The 23,654-nt window shown below is 34.9% G+C and carries 25 protein-coding genes; 9 read left to right on the top strand and 16 right to left on the bottom strand.

Annotated features, from left to right (window positions below; all coding sequences use genetic code 11):
• Positions 1-239: 239 nt before the first annotated feature.
• The 4 genes from RMR19_RS16350 to RMR19_RS16335 all read right to left on the bottom strand — a co-directional run bounded on the left by RMR19_RS16350 (position 240) and on the right by RMR19_RS16335 (position 3,235).
• The gene (locus RMR19_RS16350) at positions 240-1,307 is read right to left on the bottom strand and encodes a M24 family metallopeptidase (RefSeq protein WP_310604572.1); all 1,068 of its coding nucleotides are present in this window, start codon (positions 1,305-1,307) and stop codon (positions 240-242) included.
• A 31-nt stretch (positions 1,308-1,338) separates the two neighbouring features.
• Entirely contained in the window at positions 1,339-1,782 is a 444-nt protein-coding gene (gene aroQ / locus RMR19_RS16345; RefSeq protein WP_310604571.1) for a type II 3-dehydroquinate dehydratase, read from the bottom strand.
• 2 nt (positions 1,783-1,784) lie between these two features.
• Complete coding sequence (locus RMR19_RS16340) at positions 1,785-2,297, bottom strand: YqeG family HAD IIIA-type phosphatase (RefSeq protein WP_310604570.1); 513 nt, start codon at positions 2,295-2,297, stop codon at positions 1,785-1,787.
• A 128-nt stretch (positions 2,298-2,425) separates the two neighbouring features.
• Entirely contained in the window at positions 2,426-3,235 is an 810-nt protein-coding gene (locus RMR19_RS16335; protein WP_310604569.1) for a nucleotidyltransferase domain-containing protein, read from the bottom strand.
• A gap of 801 nt (positions 3,236-4,036) precedes the next feature.
• Between RMR19_RS16335 and RMR19_RS16330 the strand changes: the two genes are divergently transcribed.
• Together RMR19_RS16330 and RMR19_RS16325 are read left to right on the top strand one after the other, a co-directional pair.
• Complete coding sequence (locus RMR19_RS16330; RefSeq protein WP_310604568.1) at positions 4,037-4,765, top strand: gamma-glutamyl-gamma-aminobutyrate hydrolase family protein; 729 nt, start codon at positions 4,037-4,039, stop codon at positions 4,763-4,765.
• 143 nt (positions 4,766-4,908) lie between these two features.
• Positions 4,909-5,835, top strand: coding sequence for a DUF2268 domain-containing protein (locus RMR19_RS16325; protein ID WP_310604567.1), 927 nt, complete (start codon positions 4,909-4,911; stop codon positions 5,833-5,835).
• A gap of 137 nt (positions 5,836-5,972) precedes the next feature.
• On the opposite strand, the gene RMR19_RS16320 is transcribed toward RMR19_RS16325, so the two are convergent.
• The 11 genes from RMR19_RS16320 to RMR19_RS16270 form a co-directional block, all read right to left on the bottom strand.
• Positions 5,973-6,338 (bottom strand): hypothetical protein, encoded by a 366-nt coding sequence (locus tag RMR19_RS16320; protein WP_310604566.1) that lies wholly within the window; start codon positions 6,336-6,338, stop codon positions 5,973-5,975.
• A gap of 100 nt (positions 6,339-6,438) precedes the next feature.
• Positions 6,439-6,690 (bottom strand): (2Fe-2S) ferredoxin domain-containing protein, encoded by a 252-nt coding sequence (locus RMR19_RS16315; protein ID WP_310604565.1) that lies wholly within the window; start codon positions 6,688-6,690, stop codon positions 6,439-6,441.
• A gap of 23 nt (positions 6,691-6,713) precedes the next feature.
• On the bottom strand, positions 6,714-8,417 hold the full coding sequence (locus tag RMR19_RS16310; protein ID WP_310604564.1) for a [FeFe] hydrogenase, group A: 1,704 nt from the start codon (positions 8,415-8,417) through the stop codon (positions 6,714-6,716).
• Positions 8,418-8,432: 15 nt separating this feature from the next.
• Complete coding sequence (locus tag RMR19_RS16305) at positions 8,433-10,322, bottom strand: NADH-quinone oxidoreductase subunit NuoF (RefSeq protein ID WP_310604563.1); 1,890 nt, start codon at positions 10,320-10,322, stop codon at positions 8,433-8,435.
• Positions 10,312-10,800: an NADH-quinone oxidoreductase subunit NuoE family protein gene (locus tag RMR19_RS16300; RefSeq protein ID WP_310604562.1), complete on the bottom strand. Its 489-nt coding sequence runs from the start codon at positions 10,798-10,800 to the stop codon at positions 10,312-10,314. Before RMR19_RS16300 ends, RMR19_RS16305 begins: the two co-directional genes overlap by 11 nt.
• Positions 10,801-11,165: 365 nt before the next feature.
• Positions 11,166-11,735 (bottom strand): SMC-Scp complex subunit ScpB, encoded by a 570-nt coding sequence (gene scpB, locus RMR19_RS16295; protein WP_310604561.1) that lies wholly within the window; start codon positions 11,733-11,735, stop codon positions 11,166-11,168.
• Between the two features lie 17 nt (positions 11,736-11,752).
• Positions 11,753-12,505 carry a segregation and condensation protein A gene (locus RMR19_RS16290; protein WP_310604560.1) on the bottom strand — a complete coding sequence of 251 codons (753 nt, stop codon included), beginning with the start codon at positions 12,503-12,505 and terminating at the stop codon, positions 11,753-11,755.
• 16 nt (positions 12,506-12,521) lie between these two features.
• Positions 12,522-13,166 (bottom strand): hypothetical protein, encoded by a 645-nt coding sequence (locus tag RMR19_RS16285; protein ID WP_310604559.1) that lies wholly within the window; start codon positions 13,164-13,166, stop codon positions 12,522-12,524.
• Between the two features lie 93 nt (positions 13,167-13,259).
• Positions 13,260-14,126, bottom strand: coding sequence for a metallophosphoesterase (locus tag RMR19_RS16280; RefSeq protein ID WP_310604558.1), 867 nt, complete (start codon positions 14,124-14,126; stop codon positions 13,260-13,262).
• A gap of 57 nt (positions 14,127-14,183) precedes the next feature.
• Positions 14,184-15,512 (bottom strand): D-alanyl-D-alanine carboxypeptidase family protein, encoded by a 1,329-nt coding sequence (locus RMR19_RS16275; RefSeq protein WP_310604557.1) that lies wholly within the window; start codon positions 15,510-15,512, stop codon positions 14,184-14,186.
• 69 nt (positions 15,513-15,581) lie between these two features.
• Positions 15,582-16,115: an Ig-like domain-containing protein gene (locus RMR19_RS16270; RefSeq protein ID WP_310604556.1), complete on the bottom strand. Its 534-nt coding sequence runs from the start codon at positions 16,113-16,115 to the stop codon at positions 15,582-15,584.
• 151 nt (positions 16,116-16,266) lie between these two features.
• Here RMR19_RS16270 and RMR19_RS16265 point away from each other — a divergent pair, with 151 nt between their 5' ends.
• The 6 genes from RMR19_RS16265 to RMR19_RS16240 all read left to right on the top strand — a co-directional run bounded on the left by RMR19_RS16265 (position 16,267) and on the right by RMR19_RS16240 (position 22,171).
• Complete coding sequence (locus RMR19_RS16265; protein WP_310604555.1) at positions 16,267-17,211, top strand: calcium/sodium antiporter; 945 nt, start codon at positions 16,267-16,269, stop codon at positions 17,209-17,211.
• Between the two features lie 278 nt (positions 17,212-17,489).
• Positions 17,490-18,341: a helix-turn-helix domain-containing protein gene (locus RMR19_RS16260; protein WP_310604554.1), complete on the top strand. Its 852-nt coding sequence runs from the start codon at positions 17,490-17,492 to the stop codon at positions 18,339-18,341.
• A 42-nt stretch (positions 18,342-18,383) separates the two neighbouring features.
• Complete coding sequence (locus RMR19_RS16255) at positions 18,384-20,048, top strand: ABC transporter ATP-binding protein (RefSeq protein WP_310604553.1); 1,665 nt, start codon at positions 18,384-18,386, stop codon at positions 20,046-20,048.
• 82 nt (positions 20,049-20,130) lie between these two features.
• Complete coding sequence (locus RMR19_RS16250; protein ID WP_310604552.1) at positions 20,131-20,658, top strand: PadR family transcriptional regulator; 528 nt, start codon at positions 20,131-20,133, stop codon at positions 20,656-20,658.
• An 81-nt stretch (positions 20,659-20,739) separates the two neighbouring features.
• Positions 20,740-21,441 carry an ABC transporter ATP-binding protein gene (locus RMR19_RS16245; protein WP_310604551.1) on the top strand — a complete coding sequence of 234 codons (702 nt, stop codon included), beginning with the start codon at positions 20,740-20,742 and terminating at the stop codon, positions 21,439-21,441.
• A 13-nt stretch (positions 21,442-21,454) separates the two neighbouring features.
• Complete coding sequence (locus RMR19_RS16240; protein ID WP_310604550.1) at positions 21,455-22,171, top strand: ABC transporter permease; 717 nt, start codon at positions 21,455-21,457, stop codon at positions 22,169-22,171.
• Between the two features lie 3 nt (positions 22,172-22,174).
• Here the strand turns inward: RMR19_RS16240 and RMR19_RS16235 are convergent, their stop codons facing one another.
• Positions 22,175-22,690, bottom strand: a complete 516-nt coding sequence (locus tag RMR19_RS16235) for a hypothetical protein (RefSeq protein WP_310604549.1) — start codon at positions 22,688-22,690, stop codon at positions 22,175-22,177.
• 244 nt (positions 22,691-22,934) lie between these two features.
• On the opposite strand from RMR19_RS16235, the gene RMR19_RS16230 reads away from it, so the two are divergent.
• The coding region (locus RMR19_RS16230) for a 3-deoxy-7-phosphoheptulonate synthase (RefSeq protein ID WP_310604548.1) at positions 22,935-23,654 on the top strand (720 nt) is incomplete at its 3' end.

Genomic DNA, 23,654 nt, shown 5'->3' with positions numbered 1-23,654 from the left:
AATAGTCAAACCGTTTCTAAAATCACCTGCTGATACCATATATAATATTCCTCCTTAAATGCTTTTGCATATCTAACGTTCTATTTACATAAATGCAATAGACTACATGTGATAACCTTATTATCAACTCTAATAAGTTTATAATATTATTCGTTATTTTTCAACTGTTTTTTTAAGTATTGTATACTTTTAACTATAATGTGTTATTATCACCTCCCATTAGGCTGTGACAAGTAACACTATAATTCAATTAATTGTTTCTCAGAATGAGTGAAATTAATATGCCCATCTTCCGTAACAACAACTAAATCTTCAATACGTACACCACCGAAATTCTCGATATAGATACCCGGTTCAACAGTTTCTGTTACGTTGGCTAGTATAATACTTTCTTCCAATGCCGAAAATCTAGGTTCTTCATGGATAAACAATCCAACGCTATGTCCAAGACCATGTCCGAAACAACCTTTGTATTTTGTAGAATCAATAATGTCTCTAGCCACTTTATCAATATCTTTTCCAACTACACCTGCATGGATTGCATCAAGAGCTTCTAGCTGTGCTTTTAAAACTGTATTATACACTTCTTTTTGTTCTTGAGACGCTTTACCAACTACAATTGTTCTTGTCATGTCTGAACAGTATCCATTGTAAATACAGCCAAAATCCATTGTAACAAAATCACCAAGTTCAATCTTCTTAGCAGATGGAGTCGCATGACACATAGAAGAATTCACGCCTGATGCAACAATAGAATCAAAACTTAATCCTTGTGCACCATTTGTCTTCATAAAGAATTCAAGGTATGCTGCTACTTCTAATTCTGTCATACCAGGCTTGATTACCTCAAGAATCTTAGTAAATGCAATATCACCAATGTGTTCAGCCATCTTAATATTTTCAAGTTCCTCTGCCGTCTTAACAATTCTTAGTTTTGTTAAGGCATTCTTAACCGCAACCATTTCCTTCTTGTGAAGTTTTTCATTTAGATTGCTATAGCTTGCATAAAGAAGATTATCATCTTCAAATCCTAGTCTTTCAACGGCATCTGCATCAAGCAAATCATTAATTGCCGCAACATAACCACCATTACCGATTTCAATTACTTCAAATCCATTGCTTTCACCATTCGCTTGGATTGTATAGCGAAAATCAGTTAGAATGATACTACGATTTCTTGATACATAGAGGTATCCTGTCGCACCAGTAAATCCACTTATATAGCGCATATTATATCCATCAGATACCAAAACAGCATCCAGATTTAATTCATCTAATATACTAACAACTCTTTCTTTAACACTCATTTAAATGTCCTCCAATCAAAAAACTATTTTACTACTTTTGTTTTGATATCATGGATTTAATTGCTTCCAATGCATATAGATAGCCATCTAATCCCAAACCTACTATCTGTCCTGTACATGCTGGTGCTGTCACTGATACATGTCTGAATTCTTCTCTCTTATGTACATTTGAGATATGAACTTCTATCTTAGGCATTTCAACAGATGCAAGGGCATCACAAATTGCATAACTATAATGAGTATAAGCACCTGGATTGATGATGATACCGTCCATCTCTTCAAAATATGCTTTTTGAATACGGTCAATAATTTCGCCTTCACCATTGCTTTGAAATGTTTCTATTTCTATTCCTTCTTCTTTTGCCTTTTGCTCTAGCATCTTTAATAATTTTGCAAATCCTTCGTCACCGTAAATCTGTTTTTCACGTATACCGATAAAATTAATATTAGGTCCATTAATAATTAGAATTCTCATAACTACTCCTTATGTTTGTTTGATAAATGTTTTCTATAGTAATGTAACACAATTCTCTCTAGATATCTCTTTAGCACAATCTGTATCTCTTCTTTGGGATCAATTGGTTTTGTCAGATACGATGTCATTCCTGCTCGTTTTGCACCATATACATCCGTAAACAACTGGTCTCCAACAAAGACAGAATTCTTTGGTGTTGTTCCCATTAGCTCCATGGCTTTGTAATAATTCTTCGTACTTGGTTTGTGTGCATTATAGATATAATTAGCCTGAATCTCTTTATTAAATCGCTCCACTCGCTCCCTTTGATTATTCGAAATCAAGCAAACAGAGAAGCCTATTTCTTTTAAGTTGGCAAATAGATTTTTCGCACGTTCTGTTGCATCTGCACCATGTTCAACAAGTGTATTATCAATGTCAAACAAGATTCCTCGATACCCCTTATCAAATAGCTGTTTAAAGTCAATTGAATATGTACTGTCTACATATTCATCTGGATAAAATTTTTCTAACATCAAAAACTCCAATCTTTTTAGCAGAAAATAAAGTTACCCTTGTTGCCAAGGGCAGAACAACGGAGCCAAATTGACTCCGTCGTCTATGTACAAGCCACTCTCTATTATAACAACTAATTCGCATTAACTCAAGGCAACAAGCTATATTTTATTATAAATTTAGTCATATTTTCTTCTAATTGCTTAAGATAATAAGTCATCTTTTCTTCATCAAACATATTTTTTAGTAGATTCGAAATATCTTCCATGTTCTTAGGTAGGTATTCACAACGCTCCAAAGCAATCGTAAGCATACGTTTTTCACCCGGATGTAGCATCTCATTTGCTGCAAATATCAAGTCAAAATACGACGCAAGATATTCCGTAATACGATGATTTACACTTACCATATCGTTTCTTTTATATGCTTTTCGTATCTGACTATCAAAAGATGGAATATATCCTGTTAGTAGCTGATAATTCTTTCTAATAATATTTTTCTTTAGAATCGCAGGGAAAGGAATATCAAACCGTTCTTTTAAGTTCGAATACATCTCATCCTTCTCATACAAAATGATACTCGACATTACATTACTCCACATACAAGTAGTATAACCATTATTCGCATTTCCATTAATAACTGTACTCTCTAATTGTTCTATAATTGCATTGCAGTTTCGGTAAATAATCTCAATAACCGTACCCGAATTTAAAATACAGTCATCTTCTTCCTCCCAAAACGTATTCTCAAACTCCGTATACTGGCAATATTTCATCAATATAGCCTTCCTCTTCGAAGCAGGAACAGGTTCTTCCGAATATACGTACACATCGTAATCCGAATCCTTATCACAATAACCAGAAGTTCTTGACCCTCCAAGTGTAATCGCCAAAACTTCAGGCAATTCAGAAAACGCCTTAACTAACTCTTCAATTTCATCAATATTATTAAACCCCATATTATTCTCTCCTCTCAAGGACAAAGGTGTCCTTGTACTATTCATATCGCAATTATTAAATTTCAATTCTTATTCCTAATCTTTTGTTTTTTACTTTTTACTTTCTTACTTTCTTATCTTCATATTTTCTTTTGCTAATCACTTTAGTAGTCTTTTATGTACTACCATTTCATCATACTACTTTTCCTTGAAATTGTCAATTCGCTTCCTTTCTTTTTCCTCTATCTCTTTCCACTCCACTTTTTCCCCATATAATAATTTAAGTATTCAAAAGACTATTATTAACTTTAGGACGATGCCAATTTGAATCTCGTTTTTGAAATTGTTTTTTGTAAATGCGTTCGTTAGTTTTAATTAGCAACCTCCTCCTAACTTAAATCCCCAAGAATAGTTATTCATTCAACACCTTCCCCGTACTTGTGTGCCAATAACTTACCCAAGCAAAACTTCAATATCTTAACTGCGTATTCGTTGCTGCACTATAACTAAAAAACGATAGCGAAACACCTATAGCACTTCTTAGTGTGTACCTCCACAACCTAGGAAGGCGAGGCATGGATGCCGATGCCAGCCTGAGCTGAGGCAGGATGCCGAATCGAAGGCGGTTCCGTAACTATTCCAACACCTACCCGTACACATTTAGAAGTACTTAGGTGTGCAGCGTGTTTTGTGTTATAGTGCAGCAGCGAATACGCTTTTTAAAAACCTAAAGTTTTGCTTCGAGAAACTCTATTCGCCCGTATTATTTTCCCATACCCACAATATACTTAATTATAATGAGTATGAAAGAAGGAAACCCTCTTGGCTTCATCACCAATTATAGGCGTACTTGCCAATATCAAATTTGCCGACACCCTTGGAACTGATCACATGTATGTTAATGATGAATATGTCCTAGCCCTTGAAAAGGTTCAGACAATCCCAATCATTATCCCACCAGTTACTAGATACGAAATGCTAGACACATATATAGACATTTGTGATGGATTTGTATTAAGTGGTGGTGTCGATATCAATCCAATCTATTTCAATCAAGAACCCTCAAAGAATCTCGGAACAGTAAACAACAAACTAGATGTATTTCAAATTGCATTAACGAAAAAAATATTGCGTAGCAGAAAACCGATCCTTGCTATCTGTCGAGGAATACAGTTATTAAACATATGTCTAGGCGGAACAATTCATCAAGATATGGGCGATATACCGAACGAAACAATCCTACATATGCAAAAATCAGAACGGCATCGCGGTATTCACAAAGTAGACTTCACACCAGGCTCGAAATTATACGAGTTATTTGGAGATGGCATATTTGTTAATAGCTATCACCACCAAGCTGTTGCTGTTCCTGGTGCTAATCTGCAAGTCGTAGGGCGAAGTTCTGACAATGTGATTGAAGCGCTGGAACTAAAAGGTCATCCTTATGCTATTGCTGTTCAATGGCATCCCGAAATGATGTTTGCGAGAACAGATGAGATGCGAGAATTGTTTGAATCATTTGCACAGGCTTGCCTGTCTAAAAAAGAATAGCTCTTTCAATTCAAATGGCTTTCAATCCAAATCTCTATTGACTCTTACGTTTCGTTATAGTGTATGATAACTATCATAATCACACACAGAAAGCCCGAAAAATCACAACTTAAGAGCTTGACAGTAGAGAGAGGATAAACACAATGAATTATAATGTAACTGCTATCCGTTCTGATAATACCTATAAAAAAATAGCAACCGCTTCACCTGATAAAAAAGAGGATATTTACCGCTTTGAACTTATGAAACCCTTTGAGAAAAAATGGGAGTACTATCATATTCCTTTAAAAGCCAAAGAAGAAAATGGTTATGACATCATTTTGGCAAGTAATATGTTAGGATTTCAACCCCCTATCGAAATTGATGAATCATGGCTTACCGATATTCATTTGTTAGCATCAGATACCTTCTGGGACGATTGTAAGGCTGCCATTCATGATTCTCTTTCCTGTTTTACACAAAAAGGTATTGAATTGCCCGTAAAAGACTACCGCTTCACCATTCTATTAGCAAACCCAGATAGTCCATATACAAAAATAAATGATGGATATTGTGGCGATGGTGGTATTCCTGGATATATATTTGCATGGCTGCAACCAACTGAATTTACAATGAAACGTTTACCCGTTGCACTTGCACACGAGACAAATCACAATGTCCGTTTTCAATTTATAAAATGGCGAGATGATATCACACTTGCTGAAATGATGGTAAATGAAGGGCTTGCAGAAAATTTTGCTACCAGTCTATATGGTGAAGAAAACCTCGGCCCTTGGGTAAGCAAAACCAATATGGAAACACTCAATAATTATATTAAGCCTATTATTAGAGACGGGCTTGATGTGCAGGGACTAGATAACTTAACAGCTTATTTGTATGGTGATGAAATGGCTCTTATGCAAAATTATTTTCCAGTAGGTTTACCATATTGTGCTGGATATGCTTGTGGTTATCACATGATAAAATATTATCTACGAAAAACAGAAAAATCTATCATTGATGCAACCTTAACACCTGCAAAGGATATTTTAAAAGAAATAGATGGCTTCTGGGAGGAAGACACACGATAGAACAACCAAAAAAGATGTTAATTCTGCAACAGAATGGCTGTCGCCACATAAGTTTAAAAACAGAAACAGTCACAGCCGAAAGTGCATGCACTCTCGGCTGTGACTGTTTCTGTTTTTAAACTTACATTGCTTGTAGCTTATTCAAATTCCATCATAACAAGATGGGCAATTGCAATATCACCACTATCTTCGGTACTATAGCCTAATGTAACTGCAATGGTATGAATGTAGTTTACATCCGCCTGTAACGTTTCTGCGATTTCATCTATTGACTTTCCAGTACTTAATAATTCACGAACTGTTTTAACATCTTCAATCGTCTTGAGTAACTTATTATTACCTTTATCAATTTCTTCAATGCTTTCTGTCAATGGTTCTTCCGCACCTAATGCATATTCTTCAAGAGATTTTACCTCTCTTTGAGGACCCTCTTCATAAAAATCCTGCATATATTCCCAATCAAGGGTATCATCTAGATTGTCTATCTTTTTGTCGTTGCTCATAATTCCCTCCATGCTTCTGCACGTTATTATATTCAGAAAAATCATATCTATCTACAGTATAAGATAAATGATTCTTCTTAAAAAAGCAAGGGGAAAGATATTAAGCTGTTAATTTTGTTTTTACTACGTCTTCAAAAAATGTACTAACGGTTTTCTTTGTTACACTGTATATGTTCTCTTCTTCATCAATCTTTACAGACACTCCATTTTGACAATTCCCAAGACAAAATACAGCTTTTAGTTCAACCTTGTCTCCAAGATTATTCTCTTCCACTAACTCACGCAACTTATCTATTACGTCATAAGAACCTTTTAGATGACATGCACTCCCAATACAAACACTAATCAACATAAGCAACATCCTCCTCAATCTACCTACTCGTTATCTGCTTGATACTCCACATGTAGTAATTCATGTGTACGATGTTTTAACATACCTTCATATAACGCCATCATAAGTGGATTTTCTTCACTTCTCTTGATTTGTGCAACTTTATCCGTCTTGTATAGTCCTTTTGCACGTCTTAATTTCTCAGGTTGATGTGAGAATGGTTGACCTGCACCACTAATACAACCACCCGGACATGCCATTACTTCAATAAAGTCAAAATGTTCTTCTCCACTTTCCATCTTTTGAATTAAGCTTTCTGCATTGCCTAGACCACTAACAATACCAATTCTAAGTGTTGTTTCACCTATTGGTAATTCGCATACTTTAACCCCATCTAAGCCACGAACACCTAGGAATTCGATATCTTTTAAAACTTGTTGGCTCTTATCTTCTACTACACGACGAATTACAGCTTCAGTAACACCACCTGTAACACCAAAGATAACACCTGCTCCTGAGTATAATGAGAATGGCATATCCGTAGCTTCAGGCTCTAATTCGTTGAATTGGATACCAATTTCTTTAATCATCTTAACAAGTTCTGTTGTTGTAATTACAAAATCAACATCTGGCACGCCATTATTTGCAAACTCTTCTCTTGCCGCTTCCGCTTTTTTTGCTGTACATGGCATTACAGCCACAGAAATTGTTGTTTTATCTTCCGCGTCATCCCTTGATTTAAAATGCTCTTTAATTACAGTACCAAACATCTCCATTGGTGACTTGCATGATGAAACATACTTTGTAAGCTCAGGATGTTTTGTCTGTGCATAGCGAACCCATGCTGGACAACATGATGTAAAGAGTGGATATGCATTGTCACCAGACTCCAACTTCTTAACAAACTCTTTTGACTCTTCCATTACTGTTAAATCTGCACTTACAGAAGTATCATAGATTTCATCAAATCCAATTCGGCGTAATGCTGCAACTATTTTACCCATTACATCTTCACCTGCTGGTAGACCAAATTCTTCACCAAGTGCTACACGAACGGCTGGTGCTACTTGCACAACAACGCGTTTGGAATCATCATATAATGCTTTCCATACATCTTTAAGATTGTTTTTAACAATAATTGCTCCTGTTGGACAGACTGCCGCACATTGCCCACAATTTACGCAATTTGTATCCGCTAAATCTCTTCCGAAGGCTGGAGTTACTACCATCTTCGCTCCACGATGTGCAAAATCAATTGCTCCAACATTCTGAACTTCGTTACACATTCTTACACAGTCACCACATAGAATACATTTACTTGGATCTCTTACAACTGCTTTTGAAGAAGTATCAAGCGCGACTTCCTCACTTGTATTCTTAAAACGGATATCTCTAAGCCCAAAACGATGTGCTAACTCTTGTAGTCTACATTTTCCATTCTTTTCACAAACGGTACAATCTCTACAATGTGCTGCTAATAAAAGCTCTAAAATCATCTTTCTATGTTGATGCAATTTTGGAGTATTTGTTTTAACTACCATCTTATCTCTTGGAGGTGTTGAACAGGAAGCAATGACACCACCCCACTCGTCCTCTACTACACACATTCTACATGCCCCATAAATGGACAAATCTGAATAGTAACAGAATGTAGGTAAGTCAATTCCAGCCTTACGTACCAAAGCTAGGATATTCTTCTCATCGTCAAATTCCACTCTGTTGCCATCTATAATCATATACTTTGACATTATATTCTCTCCTCCCTACACTTCGACAACCGCATTGAACTTACAGCCATCTTTACAAGCTCCACACTTGATACATTTTGTTTGGTCAATTACAAATGGACTCTTAATTTCACCAGTTATCGCACCAACTGGACACATTCTGGCACATTTGCTACAGCCTTTACAAAGTTCAGGATCAATTTGAAGAGAAACTAATGCTTTACATTGTCCCGCTGGACATTTTTTATCAACAACATGAGCAATATACTCATCTCTAAAGTACTTTAATGTGCTGACAACCGGGAATGCCGCTGTCTTTCCAAGTCCACATAATGCTGTTGCAGAGATTGTCTGTGCCAACTCCTCTAACATCTCAATATGTTCTAATGTTCCTCTACCTTCTACTATATCAGTTAGTAGCTCTAACATACGTTTTGTACCTTCTCTACAAGGTACACATTTTCCGCAAGATTCATTTTGCGTGAAATTCATAAAGAATCGTGCCACTTCAACCATACAGCTCTTGTCGTTCATTACAACAAGACCACCACTACCAATCATAGCTCCAACTTTTTTAAGCGAATCAAAATCAAGTTTTAAATCCAAATGATTTTCTGTTGGACTGATGCAAAGACATCCGCCAGATGGTCCACCAATTTGTACCGCTTTAAATTCTCCACCTTTTACGCCACCACCAATATCAAAGATTACTTCACGAAGTGTCGTACCCATTGGAACTTCAATTAATCCAGTATTTTGCACATTACCTGTTAATGCAAATGCTTTTGTTCCGTGATTCTTTTCTGGCCCCATTGTCTGATACCATGCTGCACCGTTATCTATAATTGAAGGTACATTGCAAAATGTCTCAACATTGTTTAATACCGTTGGTTTTTCAAATAGCCCCTTCTCTACTGTACGAGGTGGTTTTACTCTTGGCATACCCCTATTTCCTTCAATAGAAGCTGTTAACGCACTACCTTCACCACATACAAAAGCTCCTGCACCTTGACTGATTTTAAGTTCAAAATCAAATCCTGAGCCTAGTATATTCTTACCAAGCAAGCCATATTCCTCCGCTTGAGCAATTGCGTTTTCCAAACGTGAAACTGCCAATGGATATTCTGCACGAACATAGATATATCCAAAATTTGCTTTCGTAGCAATACCAGAAATCATCATGCCTTCAATTACTCTATGAGGATCACCTTCCATCATACTACGGTCCATGAATGCACCAGGATCACCTTCATCACCGTTACATACAACATACTTTGTTTCCTCTTGTTGGCGTAATACTTGCGCCCATTTTCTTCCTGTTGGGAATCCACCGCCCCCACGACCACGTAAACTAGATTCTGTTATTTCATTAACAATATCCTCAGGAGTCATCTCAAACAAAGCTTTTGCTACTGCTGAATATCCACCTACTGCTATGTATTCAGAAATTGATTCTGCATTAATCTGTCCACAGTGCTCTAACGCAACTCTCGTTTGTTGACGATAGAATGGTATCTCTTCTTGTTTCTTATATATGTTACCCTCTTTATCTTTATAAACAAGGTGTTCTACTACTTCATCACCTAATATACTTTTCTCTACGATATCTTCACAATCTTCTACTTTTACTTTAATATATAACCATCCCATTGGCTCTATACGAAGAAGAGGCCCCATTTCACAAAATCCATGACAACCACTCTTTTTAACACCAATAGAAGAATCATGTGGTTCTTCTTCTAATGCTACGGAACATTTTAATCCCTTTGCTTCAATTAATTCTTGTAGTCTTGCATATATATCTAAAGAACCTCCTGCTACACAACCAGTACCTGCACAAATTAAAATCTGTTTGTGTTGTGTATCAAGCGCCCTTTTAAACTCTTTACGTTTTGCTTCTAACTCTTCTCTTGTATTAATTCTCATGTGCGACTTCCTCCTTTAACTTAGCAATTAACTCTGCTGCCTTTTCTGGTGTCATCGCCGCATATACAGCGTCATTAACTGTACATACTGGTGCTAGTCCACAAGCGCCAAGACAAGATACTGTCTCTACTGTGAATAACATATCTTCTGTTGTTGGATTCTTCTCTGTTACTCCAAGCTGTTTACGAAACTCTTCTAGAATTGGTACTGAGCCACGTACATGACATGCTGTCCCATCACAGCATTTAATAACATATTTGCCTTTCGGTTCTAATGAGAAGTTCTCATAAAATGTTGCTACTCCATAAACCTTAGCATCACTTAGTTTTAATCCCTTTGCTATGTAGCATAATGCATCTTCAGGTAAGTATCGATATTCCTTCTGTACTTCCTGTAATACTGCAATCACTGCATTTTGGCTATAGTCATGCGACAACATAATCGCATCCATTTTTTTCATTTCGTCTTGCGTTAACATGGTAAGCCCCTTTCCTATGTCTTTGATATTTTTTTATCAATTATATGTTATCATTATATAATTCATTACGCAAGATGTTTCATTCGTTTTATTGCACAATTATCAATACATTATTTTATATTTATATTACATAACTGCTTTTTCAATCCCATATATTGTATGTTATTATACATGTTTTTTGTACAATTTGTACAATAACATCCTTATTTCAATAAGATTTACATTTACGAAGAGCACTCCAAATGTTAGATTGTATTTATCTAACATCTGGAGTGCTCTTCCTATTAATTCTTTATTCTTTATAACTGCTAAAATGATATGTTATATCATTTTGTAAAATACCTCGCCAATTCATACGTTCTTCCTTAAACATTTAATTGCAACTGCACTTCCTCTTCTGCTTCATGTTTGAAATCTTCAACAACCTCTGGATTAATAATAGGCAAATCCTCAATCGATGTTATTCCAAAACTTCTTAAAAATTCTTCTGTTGTACCAACAACGATTGGTCTACCAGGTGCATCTAATCTACCAACTTCACAAACCAAGTTATACTCAATCAGCTTATTGACTGCATGGTCTGTCTTAACTCCACGAATCTGCTCAATCTCTAGCTTTGTTATCGGTTGTTTATATGCAATAATCGACAATGTCTCTAGCAAAACTTCTGTAAGCACATGTTTTTTAGGGATATGCGTTAACTTAATAATTGATTCATACATAGACACTTTCGTACACATCTGATAAGACTTTTCTAACTCAATAATTTGAATTCCTCTATCCTCAGCATCATACTTGTCCATCATATTGCGAATCACTTTTCTTGTTGTTTCCTCATCATGACCAATTGCTGCGGCAATTCTCTCTAGCTCTACCGCCTCTCCCATTGTAAACAATATCGCCTCTATTACTGCTTCTAACTTGTTAATTTCCATGTTACACCATTTATCCTTTATTCTGTTTGTCCCGTATATTGTATTCGAATATCTTCAAATACATTGTCTTGACATATCTCTATCTTTCCAACTTTCATAAGTTCCAGTATTCCAAGGAAGGTAACAATAACCTCCATCTTAGATTGCACAAATTCTAGCATCTTACGAAAACTAAATTTTCTATGTTTTTTAGCATACTCTTCAATGTCAATCATCTTATCACTTAATGTAATCTCTTCTTTTTCTATCTTACCAAAGTTACTTCTTATTGGGTCAATCTTGTCCTCTTGACGCTTCAACACAGCTTCAAAAATTTCATGTAATTTTGCCAACGTCAAATCTCCAAGGATATCCTCTATACTAACTTCTTCTCTATAAGACGAGATTTCTTTCGGAATGGATGCATGTTTGAATACTACTTTCTCTGCATCTACTTGTTTATCTTTTAATTCTGTTGAAATGAATTTGAACATCTTGTATTCAAGTAAACGTTCTACCAATTCTTGTCGTGGATCAATCTCCTCATCCTCTTCGTTCTTTTCTTTTGGAAGAAGCATCCTTGCTTTGATATTAACAAGAGTAGCCGCCATAACTAAGAATTCACTCATAACATCAAGGTCTTTCGTTTCCATGTCTTGTATATATTCCATGTATTGTTTCGTAATATCAACAATCGGAATATCATAGATATTTACTTTATTCTTATCAATTAAATGAAGAAGTAAATCAAGCGGGCCTTCAAATGCTTCTAATTTAACAGGTATGCCCATGTCTGCACCATCTTTCTTATAGTATCGCTAACACAGTATCCATAATTAAACTACTAATTGCAGATACAATTCCTAACAATACTGTAAATAATAATATTAACTTAATGTTATGATCATTTTTTATAATAGAAAAATACTTACTTGGCGAATATCCAGCAATAAGTAATCCCATATCAAATGTTGAAATTGGAATCATGTTAATAAAAATCATATTAATACTAACAAACGCCATGAAATAAACGAAGTAAAACGGTACTAGAATTGTACGAACATCATTTATCGCTGTTACCTCTTTAATATTAACTGCGATAAAATTCGTTTTTAATATCAACATACTCACTGCTGCTATTAATATAAGTATAACAAAACCAGCATAACCAGCTATTTTATTCGTTTTCCTATCTTTCATTCGATACATATACGGTTTGGAAAAACCAGAATATGTAGTTACACAAAGTAACACGCCTATTGGATCTATGTACTTCCAAAACTTAAATATATCTCTTACTGTTCGTTTTATCCTCTGTTTATAATCAGGCTGCGCTTTCCATTCGGCTCGACTTCTTACGCAATATATGATTGATTTTGGTAGCTCATGTAAAATCATAATTACAATTGCTGCAATCAATGTCGCCCCAACACTTAGTAATGCCTCTCTCATCGGAACCTCCACATTGTTTTTTATAGTCATACATAATCTATTATAGTAAGATATGCAAAATTACGCAAGTAAAATCCACCCACCTGTAAGGTGTTAATTTCGATGTAATGTAAATACAATCATCTCTGGACGATTAAAGATACGAATCTTTAATGTATGGACACCCAATCCCCTAGAAAGTAACATTGTTGAAGAATTTTGTTCATATCTACCACCATCATATTGAGGAAATAATATATATTGCGGAGATATTAAACCACCAAGGAATGGCAAACGCATAATCCCTCCATGCACATGGCCTGCTAACGCTAAATCTGCCCCCCACTTAGCATAGTAATCAAAGTACATTGGATTATGTGCCAATAGAATTGTATATGTTTTAGAATCACATATTCCAATGCACTCCTTAATATATTCATCCTTCATCTCAGGTCGATTGAATTTATGGTAATACTCCGACGCAATTTCTAATCCTGTTACATGAATTATTGCATCATCTCTCTTAATCTTAAGCGTTTTATTATGTACAAAATGAATTCCATTCGCTACTAAGATATCATGATACTCCTTATAAATTGTATCTTTTGTTTCTTCCCCTTCCGATAACTTTTGCTCATGATTACCATTTACATAGTAAATCGGGAACTCCTCACTAAGCGTTTTAAGAAAATCCAGTGTTTCATAGTAATCTGCTTTTTTATGACCGATTAACATATCTCCCGTTATCATTATATAGTCCGGATGCTCATTCCGTATTCTTCTAAGTAGATGTTCGTTATTCCTACCAAACGTATTGTTATGTAAGTCCGTTAGAAAAACCACTTTTGCATGATCAAACTCTTTTGGCAATTTATCGGAATGTAGCTTATACTTAGACACGGTTAAATGATGATTCTCCCTATGCATTAGGAATAGAAACAGGATAACAATAATACCTATACCCAAAATTATTTTTATCATCTCTAATCCTCCTTCTATACTTTAATATTTGGACTCCTAATGCTTCATTATATCATGTTATTCTTTATATGATAAGAAAAATTTTCGTAATATCTTTCCAAAATAATCTTTAAACTTTGCCTCTTTTATTTGCTTTACTGCAACAATATCAATCGAACCAATTTTCTTCCCATTATAGGTATATATAATCTCTCCCAGTTTACTTCCTTCTTCAATAGGAGCTTTGATTTCTTCTACCATCGTTACTTCTTTCTTAATCTCCTCTGGATTCGTATTCGTTAAACACAGATAATGAAACTCTCCACTTACCTTACCTTCAACCGTTTCTTCTAACCCCCTCTTTACAATAACGGGTTGGATTACCAGTTCCTTATGATCATCAACAAAGAGGCTGCAATTAGCAAATCCATAATCTAATAATTTTGCCGCTTCTACAAACCTTTGCAATGGATTCGGATTCCCCATTACTACTGCAATCATATCCATGCCATTGCGATTTGCTGATGCTGATAGACAGTATTTTGCCTTTCCTGTTGAGCCAGTTTTAAGACCAGTTATCCCTTTATATGTACGAACAAGTTTATTTGTATTTGTTAACCCGAATTCACTTGAGCCTTTTTTCGTTGTGTGTGTAATTGTATCCATCCATACAGTTGAATAGCTACTAATCTCAGGATGCTTTGTAATCAATTCTCTTGACATAAGCGCTACATCTAGCGCACTTGAGTAATGGTTCGCTATATCTAACCCACAACAATTCACAAAATGCGTATTCTTCATTCCTAACTCTTGCGCTTTTTGATTCATTCGATTAACAAATTCCTCTTCTGAACCTGCTATATATTCCGCCATAGCCACACAAGCATCATTCGCACTTGCAATACTGATACATTTAATCATATCATTCACTGTCTGTGTTTCATATGGCTCAAGATAAACCTGTGAACCGCCCATTGATGCAGCATGTTCACTTACACTGACAGAATCCTCTAGTTTAATCTTTCCAGAATCAATTGCATCAAAAATCAGTAGCAATGTCATAATTTTTGTTATACTAGCTGGTTCTACTTGTTTATCCATATCTTTCGAATATAAAATTGCTCCTGTTGACGCTTCCATGAGTACAATACTCTTTGATTCTAACGTAAATCCAATGTCCGCCTGCGCAACCTGTGCATTTTCTGTAGTACTTTGCGTTACCTTTTCTTCTGTTTTTTCATCTTGCTTTTGCTCATTATCATCTGTTTTTTTCTCATCTTGCGTACTTAACATCTTACTACTATTTAACCCTTGTATGCCAATTGTCGATGCACTGACAACATTAGTGGCAACCATTACTATCAATACAAGAAGTGTAATTAACTTATATACTCTCTTCTTACTCATTCTACCCTCTTCTAATGTTTGTAAGTATTACTATATTGTAATCAGCTTATCTCAAAAATATGACTATTACTATTCGACTTTTAATTTACACGTAAGTTTTTTCCCATATACTTTTGCTGTTATAACGGTTGTTCCTTTCCTTTTTGCCGTCACATAACCAAATTTATTGACATATGCAACAGAAGAATTACTTGATTTCCATGTAACGCCTTTCAAGATGCCATCGCCTTCCACATGAAGTTGATATCTCTCTCCAACATCTAGCGTTAACGACTTCTTACTTATTGCAATTACTCGCACTTTGCACTTTAGCGTCTTCTTACCTACCTTCACTACAATAAATGCTACCCCTGGTTTTTTAGCAAATACTTTCCCATTCAGATTTACATAGGCAACTTTAAAATCTGTTGAACTATAATAGACCCTTTTGTTAATTACAAATACCGATACACGAAATGTTTCCCCCTTCTCCAAAACAACACTTTCTTTATTAAGATGCAAAGAAACTGGCGAATGTGGTATTTCAAAAAAATATAATGAGGTCTTTTTGTATAGATAATTGCCGATTACTAAAATACTAATTGCAATAACTACTATTTTCATGATTTTTCGCAAAAATATCACCACCATAACATTATTATTAGATTAAATCTTTCCAAAACACCTTGACATTGCTTATCTGTCAATTTAAAATATTTTTTGATACTTTTATCATCTGTATTACTAAAATTATTCGAAAGAAAAGGTGAATTCAATGCAAATAATTGTTCAACTACTTCTTCTACTCTTAGGATTTGTACTCCTTATTAAGGGTGCAGATAAATTCGTAGAAGGTTCTTCAAAAATCGCTGACAAATTCCATATTCCCCAACTTGTTATCGGTTTAACTATTGTTGCTTTTGGCACAAGTGCTCCAGAAGCTGCAGTTAGTATTACGGCTGCCCTTAATAAAAATGCAGATATTGCAATAAGCAACGTCGTTGGTAGTAATATATTTAATATCTTAATCATTATCGGTATTACTTCTATTATTCTTCCATTAACAATTCAAAAATCGACACTCCGCTTTGAACTACCTTATGTAATTATCACTACCTTAGTTCTATTATTACTTGGATTAGACGGAACACTTAGTTTTGTTGATGGCGTAATCTTATGGGTTATGTTTATTATTTTCTTCATCTATTTAATTAAACTATCAAAATCTGGACAAGCTCAAGCAGATGAGGTTGCAGAAGCCAGTGAAAAAGATAAGATGCCAATTCTACTTTTACTAACAGTTCTTGGTATGGCTGCTATCATTATCGGTAGTAATATCACGGTAGATAGCGCTACTAAACTTGCTGAAATCTTCGGTATGAGTCCTCGTTTTATTGGTTTAACAATTGTTGCTTTTGGTACTTCATTACCAGAATTAATCACCTCCATTACTGCTGCTAAAAGAGGAAAAGATGATATTGCAGTTGGTAATATTGTTGGTAGTAACCTATTCAATATCTTATTCGTACTAGCAACTACCTCCCTTATTACACCTGTTCCTTTCGCGAAAAGTTTTATTATAGACACTATTGTTGCGATTGCCGCTGCTGTAATATTACTTGTTTGTGTATTCCGTGACCGTAAAGTTGGTAAAAAGGGCGGAATTATTATGATTATTTGTTATGTAGCATACTTTGGTTATCTTGTATTCTTGAAATAATTACAAATCGTCTATAGCTATAGATATTAAAGAAAGACCGTTTTCTATGAATGAAAAACGGTCTTTTTTCTAGTAATATTTTCTCTTTTCGAACTTTCTCAAATTATCTAAACTATTTCTTTCTTCCAGCCAAAAGAAGATAACTATGCCTATAAATCCAAACATTATTTGATTTTATAGCGATATACTTGTTTGAACTAAAGCAATAGTTGTTATAAAATAAAAGCATAACTTGAGAAGAGATACTATATTCATTGACATAGATACAGGAGGTTACTATGAAAAGCGTATTAGGAAGTAGAATACATGCATTAAGAAAAGAAAAAGGTGTTACACAGGAAGAGGTCGGAAAGACAATTGGAGTTACTGCACAAGCAGTATCTAACTGGGAATGTGGGGGTACTCCTGATGCTGAATTACTGCCAGCAATTGCTGATTACTTCGGAGTAAGTATTGATAATCTATTCGGAAAGACACAGGAGGTCCAAGAAGATTTGGGAAAATCAATAATATGGGAACTACATCATACAGAGCAAGAAAAACGGTTTGAAAAAGCATTTTATTATTGCTGGTGCATTCAACAAGGTGTCTTTGATATGAATCCTCAGGTAATGATTGATACGTTGCAGATGAAAGCAATTCCCATCTCATATGAACAGAAATTCACCTCTCTTCTATCAATTGAGAAAGGACTCTCACTAATGCGATTAAACGAAAATGCCCATTACTTCTTCTTAATGCCAGAACCCAAAGATAGCAAACAAAAAACATTGCACAAACCAGAAGAATACGAAGCATTGTTTTCTATGCTCGGAAAACCAAATCGAATGAAAACGTTGATGTTTCTATATGGTAGGAAACAACTTGCTTTATCTAATAATATTCTTGCAAAACACCTATCACTATTACCAAATGAAGCGAAAGAAATATTAGAAGAGTTAAGTAAACATGGTTTTCTACACAGCTATAATACAGAAACAGAGCAAGGCGAACAACGCTTCTATAATTGTTGTGAATATTTTGGTGAAATGCTATCTCTTGTTCCTTTCTTGTATTTTGCATCAAATCTTATTGATAAGCCCTTACTTGGTTTTAACAACTGGGACGGTGAGGAACGCCCATTACTTTAGCTAGAAAAGAGGAGAATCTAAATGAAACTTACCACATATTTTATGAAGAAAAATAAACTAAATTTTATTATGACAATGATTTCACTTATCTATAATGCCGTGCTGCTCGTTGGTGTCGCAGTGATTCTGCAAAACATTCTAGATGTTGCTACAAGTAAGGATATAAGTAATATTAAAGGAACTATCATTATGTCTTGTATCTATATTATACTACTTAGCATTGGCTGGCTTGTAGAACGTCACTTTCGCAATCGTTTTATTGAAAGAGCAATGTGCCAATACAAAGAAAGTGTATTTTCTGGCATCTTGAAAAAAAGCATCTTCACATTTTCAAAAGAATCGACCGGGCGTTATATTTCCGCATTAACAAATGATATCAATTCTATTGAAGGTAACTTATTGCAGGCTAATTTTACAATTCTCCTAAATTGCGCTTTTTTTGTTATTGCACTTGGAATTATGTTCTGGTATCATGTCTGGCTCACTATAAGTGCCGTTGGATTCACAGCATTTTCCTTCCTCGTTTCTGTTACACTTGGCGGAAAACTTGCTAGTGAAGAAAAAAAAGTCAGCGAACGAAATGAAAGTTTTGTAGGGCTTATCAAAGATTATTTAAGTGGGTTTTCTGTCATCAAAAGTTTCAAAGCAGAAAGAGAAATCCAAGAGTTATTCGAGAAAAATAATGCCGTTTTGGAACATACCAAATGTCACCGCCGAAAAACAGAATCACTGATTGGTTTAGTTGGAAATTGCTCGGGATTTTTAGTACAGGGAAGTGTTATGATTCTTGGAGCTTATTTCGTAATTAAAGGACAGATAACGGCTGGTGTTTTAGTTGCCTTTGTCCAATTGATGAACTATATTATTCAACCTGTACAATCAATTCCTTCTCTACTGGCAAACCGTAAAGCAGCTATGGCATTAGTTTATAAAATGGATGAGGCATTATCGAACATTGGCGAAGAAATGGGTACATTGCAACTAAAAGGTAGCATCGGTCAAATCGCATTAACAAACGCCTCTTTTAGCTATAATGAAGCAGAACATGTTTTAGAGAATATCTCACTAACCTTTGAAGAGGGAAAATGTTATGCTATTGTAGGATCTTCAGGAAGCGGAAAATCAACTCTACTCAATCTACTGATGGGCAGTTTTAAGAATTATACAGGAAACGTTACATATCAAGGTAAAGAACTTCGTGATTTATCAGTAGATAGCTTGTACGATAACATTTCAGTAATCTGGCAAAATGTATATGTCTTTGATGATAATATAGCCAATAACATCACGATGTTTCAGAATTCAAACAGCGAACACGTTAAAAATGTTGCTGAACAAGCGGGACTTTTAACATTGCTCGAAGAAAAGGGTTATAATTACAAATGTGGCGAAAACGGAAATGAGCTTTCAGGTGGCGAAAAGCAACGAATTGCCATTGCAAGAAGTTTACTACGTGATACACAGATATTACTCGTAGATGAAGCTACCTCTGCTCTTGATACAACTACATCAGCCGTTGTTGAAAACACAATCTTAGAACTTAAAGAAACAACAAGAATTGTTGTAACACACAAGCTTGACGCTCGTATCCTAAAAAAATACGACGGAATTGTAGTGTTGCAAAAAGGTAAGCTCATTGGCTTTGATAGCTTTGAGACACTTATGGATAAATGTGAATATTTTAAAACACTAATGGGCACTACATAAAAATATATTTTCTCGAAGGTATTGACAAAGGCATATACTCATCGTATAATACTCAACATAGAGTATCTGAGGAGGTGTTGCAATGACACAACTTATAGTTCTTGGAATGTTAGAGATACAGCCAATGTCTGGTTATGATATTCAAACAACTCTGCAAGAACTAAATGCAGAAATGTGGAGTGGTGTTCTTGTTGGTTCGATCTATCATGCTTTGAAGAAATTAGAGAAAGATGGCTATATAGAAATTGATAGTATTGAACAAACTGGACTTAGACAAAAAGCAACTTACAAAATTGCTGAAAAGGGAAAGAGCTTTCTTAAAGAGCTTATTTTAGACTCTCTAACGAAACCTTCATCAAATTTCCCTACAACACTTTATTCTGCAATAACCTTTATTGATAAAGTACCTAAAGAGGAGGCTCGAACAGCATTACTCAAACAAAGAGACTTCTTACAAAATCAATTAGATGAACTTGATAAAGGTTTAAAAGAAAAAAACGAAGCTTTAGGAAATCATCTCCCACCTATTGTTGCAAGTAGCTTTAAGAATATGTTCGGTATTACAAGATTACAAAAAGAATATATTGAAGAGCTGTTAGAAATTATTTAGCTTCTCCCCTTTATGGGGAGAAAAAAATCACCCCAATACTCAACATTGAGTATTTCCCATTGACCAAAGGAGGAATAATGTATGGATTATTTAATTAAAGCAAAAAATTTAACAAAAAAATACGGAATTAGAACTGTGATTAACAACATTGACTTTGAAATAAGAAAAGGTGAAAAATTAGCTCTAATAGGAACAAATGGAGCTGGAAAATCTACTACTATTTCAATGTTGTTGGGTATGATAAAACCTGACTATGGAACTATCAAATATTGGTGTAATAACTACAATGCTAAAATTGGCGTACAGTTACAAGCTACCCCTTTCTTTGAAGGTTATACAGCCAAAGAAAATTTATATTTCTTTGCTTCTCTCTATAATCAAACATTGAGCAATGAAGATATTAAGACAATATTAGAAAACTGCAACCTATATGAAGTTCGTAATACTTTAGCAAGCAGGTTATCTATCGGACAACAAAAAAGATTATCAATCGCTGTTACAACATTACATTCACCAGAATTAATTGTATTAGATGAGCCTACGGCAGGTCTTGACCCAAAAGCTAGATATGAAATTAAAAAACTTATAGATAGTCTATCGAAAAAAGGAATAACTGTTTTATTTTCATCGCATGACTTAGATGAAGTATGGAATATATCCGACCGTTTAGTTTTCTTACATCAAGGAAATGTTGTTGCAGATGGTAATCCGAAAGAATTATTAGAAAAATTCAATGTTTCAAACTTAGAAGAATTATATCTAATTTTAACAGAGAGTAAATAGGAGGAATTTTATTATGAAGAAAATATTTCAATTAACTTTAAAATCTGCTTTTAGAGATGTATATTTGTTTTTCTGGTCATTAATTATACCTATTGGAGGTACTCTTGCTTTGAGTTACTTTATAAGCATTGATAACTACGGTAGTTCTATTTTGACTGGAATGACTGCTGTAAGTGTATTATTCTATGCCTTTATGACAACTGCCTTTGCAGTTTTATCCCAACGTCGCAGAGGTGTTTATAATCTTTTGCATATAACACCTCTGCCACTTTGGAAATACATTGTAAGCGTATCTGGAGCATGGACTTGTATTTCTGCTGTTAGCAGTTTAATTGTCCTAATTGTGGGAATTATAGTTCTTAAATTAGATATTCATTTCCTATCAATTATTTTATGCTTACCAGTAATCATTCTATCTGCACTGTGCTATATTTTTCTTAGTTTTATTGTATCACGCTTCTGCAAAAATGAAGCTCATGCAAATATGCTTTGCAACTTTGTTACATTACCATTTATGCTTTGCAGTACAGCATTTTATTCCTTAGAGAACGCACCACATATTATAAGGAATCTAAGTCTTATCAATCCATTTGAATATTTTATTACCGGAATCAGAGTGGCAATTACCGGAAATACTGAAAGCTATATAATGTGTTTCGTTATTCTTTCGCTTTTCCTTATAGTAATGTTAATTCTTGCTACAAAATCTTTCAGATACAGTGATGTTTGATTCTTACCTATTCGGTGAATTTGACGTATTTGCCTCGTTTGAAGAATTCGAGTCATTCGAACTGTTTGGACTATTGGATTCCTCTGGTGAATTTGATGCATTTGGAGAATTTGTATCATTTCCTGTATTCGGTGAATTTGTCATATTCGAAGCGTTAGGATTATTCGGATTATTGGGGTTATTGGGATCGTTTGCTTCGTTCGGATCATTTGAGTCATTTGGTGTATTAGGTGTGTTTGGCTTTTCTGACTCATTTGTTTCGTTCGAATCATTGGATTCATTCGGATCATTTGTTTCATTATTTCCTGTTGTTGTTATTTGTTCATTATAATCATCTACTATTGAATTCCCTGTAATGATACTATCCTCTTCTCTTGTCTTTGCTGTTGTACTATCTTGTGATTTACTGTTTGTAGCGTTACCAGAATCACTTTGGCAAGCACTGAGCGTTAATAAGAGTATATTGCATATCAACACACATGCAAGTGCTCTCTTTTTCATTTGATTTATCTTAATCATCCTTTTCCTCCACAGTCTACAATAATAATTAGTCTTTCATTATATTTCACATTTGACTTATTCCTTGAAAACGTATACAATAGACTTCGACACATTAACGCATTATAATACGCGATTAGTTCATATTATACATTGGTTTATTACAAGTATGCTTATCAATCTCTGCTCGATAAAGAGCAAATTAGATAACTTCTAATATATTACCATAATTCTTATGAATTTTAAATAGCAAAGGAGAATCAGAATGAGTTTTAAAATAGTTAAAGAAGTTATGTCGCCATCAGAATTAAAACAAGCATTGCCAGTTCCTGCAGAACACGCAAAATGGAAATCTGACCGTGATGAAATGATTAAAAAAATCTTTACAGGTGAATCAGATAAATTCCTAGTTGTTATTGGTCCTTGCTCTGCAGATAATGAAGATTCTGTATGTGACTATATCAATCGTCTTGCTAAAGTTCAAGATAAGGTATCGGATAAATTATTAATCGTTCCTCGTATCTACACAAACAAACCTAGAACTACTGGCGAAGGCTATAAAGGAATCGTTCACCAACCAAATCCAGAGAAAGAACCTGATCTTCATGAAGGTTTAATGGCTATGAGAAGAATGCATTTGCGCGCACTTGCCGAAACCGGTCTTGCTGCCGCTGATGAGATGCTATATCCTGAAAATTGGCCTTATGTTGATGATATCTTATCTTATGTAGCTGTTGGTGCTCGTTCTGTTGAAGATCAACAACATAGACTTACAATCAGTGGAATGGACGTTCCTGCTGGTATGAAGAATCCTACAAGCGGAGATCTTTCTGTAATGTTAAACTCTGTTGTTGCTGCACAAGCTAGCCATACGTTCCTATTCCGTGGATGCGAAGTAGAAACTTCTGGTAACCCACTTGCTCATACAATTCTTCGTGGAGCTGTTAATAAACATGGACAATCACTTCCTAACTATCCCTACGAA

This window comes from Anaerosporobacter sp. (assembly GCF_031551385.1).
Taxonomy (GTDB): Bacteria; Bacillota; Clostridia; order Lachnospirales; family Lachnospiraceae; genus Anaerosporobacter.
The sequence above is the reverse complement of the archived record's forward strand: the minus strand, read 5'-3'. Positions and strand labels throughout refer to the sequence as shown.

Bases quoted from the DNA above. Each gene is read 5' to 3' on its own strand.
- RMR19_RS16350 (WP_310604572.1), bottom strand. From the start codon at position 1,307: ATGAGTGTTAAAGAAAGAGTTGTTAGTATATTAGATGAATTAAATCTG.
- aroQ (WP_310604571.1), bottom strand. From the start codon at position 1,782: ATGAGAATTCTAATTATTAATGGACCTAATATTAATTTTATCGGTATA.
- RMR19_RS16340 (WP_310604570.1), bottom strand. From the start codon at position 2,297: ATGTTAGAAAAATTTTATCCAGATGAATATGTAGACAGTACATATTCA.
- RMR19_RS16335 (WP_310604569.1), bottom strand. From the start codon at position 3,235: ATGGGGTTTAATAATATTGATGAAATTGAAGAGTTAGTTAAGGCGTTT.
- RMR19_RS16325 (WP_310604567.1), top strand. From the start codon at position 4,909: ATGAATTATAATGTAACTGCTATCCGTTCTGATAATACCTATAAAAAA.
- RMR19_RS16320 (WP_310604566.1), bottom strand. From the start codon at position 6,338: ATGAGCAACGACAAAAAGATAGACAATCTAGATGATACCCTTGATTGG.
- RMR19_RS16315 (WP_310604565.1), bottom strand. From the start codon at position 6,690: ATGTTGATTAGTGTTTGTATTGGGAGTGCATGTCATCTAAAAGGTTCT.
- RMR19_RS16310 (WP_310604564.1), bottom strand. From the start codon at position 8,417: ATGTCAAAGTATATGATTATAGATGGCAACAGAGTGGAATTTGACGAT.
- RMR19_RS16305 (WP_310604563.1), bottom strand. From the start codon at position 10,322: ATGAGAATTAATACAAGAGAAGAGTTAGAAGCAAAACGTAAAGAGTTT.
- RMR19_RS16300 (WP_310604562.1), bottom strand. From the start codon at position 10,800: ATGTTAACGCAAGACGAAATGAAAAAAATGGATGCGATTATGTTGTCG.
- scpB (WP_310604561.1), bottom strand. From the start codon at position 11,735: ATGGAAATTAACAAGTTAGAAGCAGTAATAGAGGCGATATTGTTTACA.
- RMR19_RS16290 (WP_310604560.1), bottom strand. From the start codon at position 12,505: ATGGGCATACCTGTTAAATTAGAAGCATTTGAAGGCCCGCTTGATTTA.
- RMR19_RS16285 (WP_310604559.1), bottom strand. From the start codon at position 13,166: ATGAGAGAGGCATTACTAAGTGTTGGGGCGACATTGATTGCAGCAATT.
- RMR19_RS16280 (WP_310604558.1), bottom strand. From the start codon at position 14,126: ATGATAAAAATAATTTTGGGTATAGGTATTATTGTTATCCTGTTTCTA.
- RMR19_RS16275 (WP_310604557.1), bottom strand. From the start codon at position 15,512: ATGAGTAAGAAGAGAGTATATAAGTTAATTACACTTCTTGTATTGATA.
- RMR19_RS16270 (WP_310604556.1), bottom strand. From the start codon at position 16,115: ATGAAAATAGTAGTTATTGCAATTAGTATTTTAGTAATCGGCAATTAT.
- RMR19_RS16265 (WP_310604555.1), top strand. From the start codon at position 16,267: ATGCAAATAATTGTTCAACTACTTCTTCTACTCTTAGGATTTGTACTC.
- RMR19_RS16260 (WP_310604554.1), top strand. From the start codon at position 17,490: ATGAAAAGCGTATTAGGAAGTAGAATACATGCATTAAGAAAAGAAAAA.
- RMR19_RS16255 (WP_310604553.1), top strand. From the start codon at position 18,384: ATGAAGAAAAATAAACTAAATTTTATTATGACAATGATTTCACTTATC.
- RMR19_RS16250 (WP_310604552.1), top strand. From the start codon at position 20,131: ATGACACAACTTATAGTTCTTGGAATGTTAGAGATACAGCCAATGTCT.
- RMR19_RS16245 (WP_310604551.1), top strand. From the start codon at position 20,740: ATGGATTATTTAATTAAAGCAAAAAATTTAACAAAAAAATACGGAATT.
- RMR19_RS16240 (WP_310604550.1), top strand. From the start codon at position 21,455: ATGAAGAAAATATTTCAATTAACTTTAAAATCTGCTTTTAGAGATGTA.
- RMR19_RS16235 (WP_310604549.1), bottom strand. From the start codon at position 22,690: ATGATTAAGATAAATCAAATGAAAAAGAGAGCACTTGCATGTGTGTTG.